Below are 5,414 nucleotides of genomic sequence, written 5' to 3' on the forward strand. Positions count from 1 at the left end.
TGGACACGACGATGCTCCTGCGCCGGGAGATGCGCGAGATCGAGGGGGCGTTGGCAGACCTGATGAAGGTCATCTTGGACAGGGCGGAGGCAGGGACAGACGTCCTGATGCCGGGCTTCACCCACATGCAGCACGCCCAGCCCATCACCGTCGGCTTCTGGTTCATGGCGTACTTTCAGATGTTTAAGCGGGACCTGGACCGCCTTCAGGACTGCCGTGCGCGCACCGACTTCTGCCCCCTTGGGGCCTGCGCCCTGGCGGGTACCACCCTGCCCATCGACCGGCAGGCCACCGCAGAGGCCCTCGGCTTCTCCGCCCCCACGGAGAACGCCATGGACACGGTGAGCGACCGCGACTTCATGATCGAGTTCCTCAGCGCGGCCTCCATCTCCATGATGCACCTGTCGCGATGGGCCGAGGAGTTCGTCTGGTACAACAGCACCGAGTTCTCCTACCTCACCCTCGACGACAGCTTCTGCACGGGGAGCAGCATCATGCCACAGAAGAAGAACCCGGACATCGCGGAGCTCCTTCGCGGAAAGGTCGGTCGGGTCTACGGCGACCTGATGGGGCTGCTCACCGTGCTCAAGGGGACCCCCCTGGCGTTCAACAAGGACTTTCAGGAGGACAAGGAGAAGGTCTACGACGCCATCGACACGTGGAAGGCAAGCATCCGTATCCTCGAAAAGATGATCGGAGCCGCTTCGTTCCGGCCGGACGTGCTGAACGCACAGTTGGAGAAGGGGTTCCTCAACGCCACGGACGTGGCGGAGCACCTGGTCGTAAAGGGCATCCCCTTCCGCGAGGCGCACGAGATCGTGGGGCACATGGTGAGAGCCTGCGAGAAAAAATGCTGCCGGCTTGAGGACCTTACCGACGCGGACCTGGCCCTCATCGACCCTCGCCTGTCCAAGTCCATGGTGGGCGACATCGGCATCAGAGCCTGCGTGAACGCCAGGAGGTCCTACGGAGGCACGGCTCCCGGGGAGGTGCGGCGGCAGATCACAGCTGGCAGAGAATGGCTCGAGAGGACGATGCACGGTTAAGCCGCCGCGCCACGCTCCACCTCAAGAAAACTGCGTCCGTTTCTCGCGTTTCCCACCGGGATTCATGTTAAACTGATAGTTTATGAACTCTCCTGCATTGACAGGTGAAAATTCACGGGCATGGGAAGGATGGACGTCATGAGCGATGGGCGCAACGAGAGGGAGAACTGGGGGAGCCGGATCGGCTTCATCCTGGCGGCGTCGGGGTCGGCGATCGGGCTGGGAAACATCTGGCGCTTCCCCTACATGGTGGGGATGAACGGCGGGGCGGCGTTTCTGGTCGTCTACCTGCTGCTGGTGGCCACCGTCGGGGCGACGGTCATGCTGGGCGAGTTTGCGTTGGGACGGCGTATGCGCAAGGCGCCGGTCCCGGCCTTCTGGCAGGCGTCGGGGACCCACACCTGGACCCTCGTGGGCTGGGTGGGAACGATAGGGGGGAGCTTCATCATCCTGTCCTACTACGCGGTCATCGGGGGCTGGACGCTGAAGTACATCGTGGCAAGCCTTCAGGACCTGATGCCGCAGGCTGTGGAGGGCCGGTCCGGCGACGTCTTCAATCATTTCGTCGGCAGCCCCACGGAGGTGATCGCCTACTTCCTGGCTTTCATGGCCATGACGGTGGGCATCGTGCTGGGAGGCATCGGCAAGGGCATCGAACGCGCCTGTAAGGTGATGATGCCACTGCTCTTCCTCATCATGCTCGTGCTCATCGCGCGGGCCGTCACCCTGCCGGGGGCCCTGCAGGGCCTCGACTTCTACCTGCGGCCCGACTTCAGCAAGCTGACCTGGCCGGCCCTGTTGGACGCCCTGAGCCAGGGCTTCTTCTCCCTATCCCTGGGGATGGGCATCATGATCACCTACGCCAGCTACATCAGGGACGGGGAACACCTGCCCTCCAGCGTCGCCTACGTGGTCTTCTACGACTCGCTGGCGGCCTTCCTGGCGGGGCTCGTCATCTTCCCGGCGGTGTTCTCCATGGGGCTTGAGCCCACTCAGGGCGTGGGGTTGACGTTCATCGTCCTGCCGGGGGTCTTCGCCAGGATGCCTCACGGCGAAATCTTTTCCGCCCTGTTCTTCGTCCTGCTCTTCTTCGCGGCCATCACCTCCTCCATGTCGCTCTTCGAGGTGGCCGTGGCCCACGGCATGGACGACCTGAAGTGGTCCCGCAGAAAGTCCTCCCTCATTATGGGGGTCATCATCACGCTGCTGGGCCTGCCTTCGGCCGCGTCCCTGAGCGGCTCCCCCACGCTCTGGGGCATGGACTTCCTGAGCGCCATGGACTTCCTGTCCAACCACATTATGCTTCCGCTCTGCGCCATCCTGACCTGCATCTTCGTCGGCTGGCGGTTCCTCGACAGGGCGGAGGACGAGATATCAAACCACGGGACCTATCGTTTCAAACTGCTGAGCATCTGGGCGTGGATCATCCGCATCGTGGCGCCCGTCGCCATCGGCATCGTGTTCTACAAGGGGCTCTTTTAGGCGGCGACGAGGGCTTGCATCTCCGCTTTCAAGAGCGCGAAAGGGGGCTTCGGCCCCCTTTCGTCGTCCTGCGAACCGCGCAAAAAGCTCAGTACGCCAGCTTGTAGATTTCGAGGACGTCCTCCTCGTTCAAGCGCTTCAGCTTGCCGAAGCTGCCGTGAGACGAGGCGTTCTCCGCCAGGCGGCGGACGTCCTCCTCCCGGACGTTCAGCTCGCGCAGCGTCGTCGGCGCGCCGATGGAGCTGAAGAAGTCCTCCAGTGACTCGATGCCCTCAAGCGCCTTGTCCTCGTCCGTCCCGTCGTAGATGTCGAAGACGTTCTCCGCAAGCCGGGCGAAGGGCACGGGGTATTCCTCGTGCAGGTAGCGCGCCCAGGCGGGCATCATGACCGAGAGCGACGCGCCGTGGGGCACGTCGAACAGCAGGCTGAGGGCATGCCCCAGCTTGTGGGAGGCGAAGTCCCCGCGGCCGTTTCGCCCGCAGGACAAAAAGCCGCTGTGGGCGATGGAAGCCGCCCAGGCGTACTCCGCCCGCGCGTCGTAGTCCCGCGGGTCCTCGATCAGGTCCGGGATCAGGCGCATCATGCTGCGCAGGAGGGCGTACCCCTGCTCGTCCATCAGCTCCGCCCCCTCGTCGCCGTCGAGCACGCGCTCCAGCACGTGAGCCATGATGTCCACACCGCCGTTGACCGTCTGCCGCTCCGGGAGCGTGAACTGCAGCGTCGGGTCGATGACGGACACCTTCGGGAAGAGCAGCGGGCTCGATATGGAGGTCTTGAACTCGCTCTCCGGGTTGGACACCACAGCGATGTCGTTCACTTCGCTCGAGGTGGCCGACGCCGTCAAGACACCGAAGATCGGCAGGGCCTTCTGCACCTCAGCCTTCTTTTCAAAGAAGTCCCACACGTCGCCGTCGTAGCACGCTCCCGCGGCCACGGCCTTCGCCGAGTCGAAGACGCTGCCGCCGCCGATGGGGACGATGGCGTCAACCGGCACGGCCTTGATCCGCGCTATCGCCTCGCGCACCTTGTCCACCCGCGGGTTCGGCAGGACACCCCCAACCTCTGGAAACTCGATGCCGGCCTGCGTCAGCGCCTCCGTCACCTGCGCGTAGGCCCCGTTCTTGAAGATCGCCCTACCGCCGTAGAGCAGGAGCACACTCCTGGCGTGGATCGCGGAGAGCTGCTCCGCCAGCTTGGGGATCGTCCCCTCGCCAAAGAAGACGATCGTCGGATTCCACCACGTAAAGTTATGCAATACAAGCGCCTCCATTCACAGAAAAAATTCATGAAATACAGATCAGCATCGCTCGGCGGGCCCTCGCGGTCCCTTTTTATCGTTTTAAGTGAGGCCCTTCAGAGCCCCTCCCCGGCCCTCCTCAGCCTGGCGAGGCGCAGGCGCCTGGCCTCGCACCGCAGGAGGCCCAGCCTGCGGCACTGGCCCCAGAGGAGCAGGATGGACAGCGCGCCGCCCCCCGCGTCCAAAGCGGGGAAGGCGCCCCAGACGCCGATGGCGCCCCAGATGCGAGGCATGATGAGGAGCGCCGGAATGAGGAAGACGAACTGGCGGCAGAGGGAGAGGAAGAGGGAGAGTCCGGACAGGCCGATCCCCTGGAAGAAGCTGTTCGTGACCATGGCGACGCCGGTGAAGATGACGCCCGCATAGGCGACGCGTCCTCCCTCGACGGCGATGGTCAGGAGTTCGGGGTCGGTGGAGAACAGGCGCATCATGTCCCACAGGAAGAAGTGCACCACGACGACGCTGCCCATGAAGTACCCCGTGCCGAGGATGAGGGCCAGCTTCAGCGCCTCCAGCACGCGCAGGGGGCGCCGCGCGCCCCAGTTGAAACCGAAGATGGCCTGCACTCCGTCGCATATCCCCACGACGGGTAGGAAGAGCAGGGAGTCCCAACCCATGAAGGCCCCCAGGGCGGAAACGGCGAGGGGGCCGCTGTACTTCGCCAGGGACTGGTTGAACAACACGTAAAACAAGGAAAACGAAACCTCCGTCAAGGCGGAGGGGAAACCCAGAGCCATGAGGCGACCGAGGATCCTCGGCTTCAGGCGACAGTACTTCAAGCGAAGGCGCAGGTGTCCCGACCGGCGCCAGTAGAAGGAGGCGACCCACAGCAGGCTGGTCAGCTGCGCCAACGCCGTGCCCCACGCCGCCCCCGCGACGCCCCACTTCAGGCCCCAGACGAACAGCGCGTCCAGAACGATGTTTGCGACGGCACCCAACATCTGCGTGGCCATGGCAAAGTTGGGGCGTCCCTCCGCGCGAATGGCGAAGTTCATGACGAAGGAGAGCATCCCAAAGGGCGCGCCCAGCAGGATGATGCGCAGGTACTCCCGCGACGGGCCAAGGAGCTCCTCGTTCGCGCCGCTCAGTCGAAGCAGCGGGTCCATCCAGATGAAGGCGACGACGCTCACCAGGACGCTGACCACCGCGGCCGCGGCGAGGGCGCTGCCCAGCACGGCCTCGGCCAGGTCGTCGTTCTTCTCCCCCAGAGCCCCCGATATCATGGGGACGGCCCCGATCCCAAAGAGCAGCGAGAGCGAGAGGAGCAGGAGCATGAAGGGGAAGCAGACGCTGATGGCGGCCAGTCCCATCGTCCCGACGAGGCGGCCGACGAACATGCGGTCCACGATGTTGTACAGTGCGTTCGCAAGCATCCCCGCGATGGATGGCAGCGTGAAGCTGAAGATCAGTTTCAGCATGGGCTCACGGCCCATGCGCTGCGGCTGAAGCATAGAGAATCCCCCCCGTGTCAGTGAGTTTGCCGCAAAGTGTTTACAGGGCTTATCATAGCACAGCCGGACCTGTATTATAATGATCTTGGATTTACAATCTAAAAGCAACAGAAGGGGGAGAGAGGAGAAAAAAAGGCC

At 63.9% G+C, this 5,414-nt stretch carries 4 protein-coding genes; 2 read left to right on the forward strand and 2 right to left on the reverse strand.

The genetic code is table 11. From position 1 onward, the window contains the following. Both argH and Q0629_RS06630 read left to right on the forward strand, forming a co-directional pair. Positions 1–1,046 (forward strand): argininosuccinate lyase (argH, locus tag Q0629_RS06625; protein WP_298780477.1); only part of this gene is annotated, 1,046 nt, incomplete at its 5' end. Positions 1,047–1,184: 138 nt separating this feature from the next. Continuing rightward, positions 1,185–2,528, forward strand: coding sequence for a sodium-dependent transporter (locus Q0629_RS06630; protein WP_298780479.1), 1,344 nt, complete (start codon positions 1,185–1,187; stop codon positions 2,526–2,528). Positions 2,529–2,616: 88 nt separating this feature from the next. Here the strand turns inward: Q0629_RS06630 and Q0629_RS06635 are convergent, their stop codons facing one another. Together Q0629_RS06635 and Q0629_RS06640 are read right to left on the reverse strand one after the other, a co-directional pair. Beyond that, positions 2,617–3,783 (reverse strand): iron-containing alcohol dehydrogenase, encoded by a 1,167-nt coding sequence (locus Q0629_RS06635; RefSeq protein WP_298780481.1) that lies wholly within the window; start codon positions 3,781–3,783, stop codon positions 2,617–2,619. A gap of 98 nt (positions 3,784–3,881) precedes the next feature. Further along, positions 3,882–5,276, reverse strand: a complete 1,395-nt coding sequence (locus Q0629_RS06640) for an MATE family efflux transporter (RefSeq protein ID WP_298780483.1) — start codon at positions 5,274–5,276, stop codon at positions 3,882–3,884. Positions 5,277–5,414: the final 138 nt, after the last annotated feature.

Origin of the sequence: uncultured Fretibacterium sp. (assembly GCF_938030725.1) — a bacterium.
Lineage (GTDB): Bacteria > Synergistota > Synergistia > Synergistales > Aminobacteriaceae > Fretibacterium.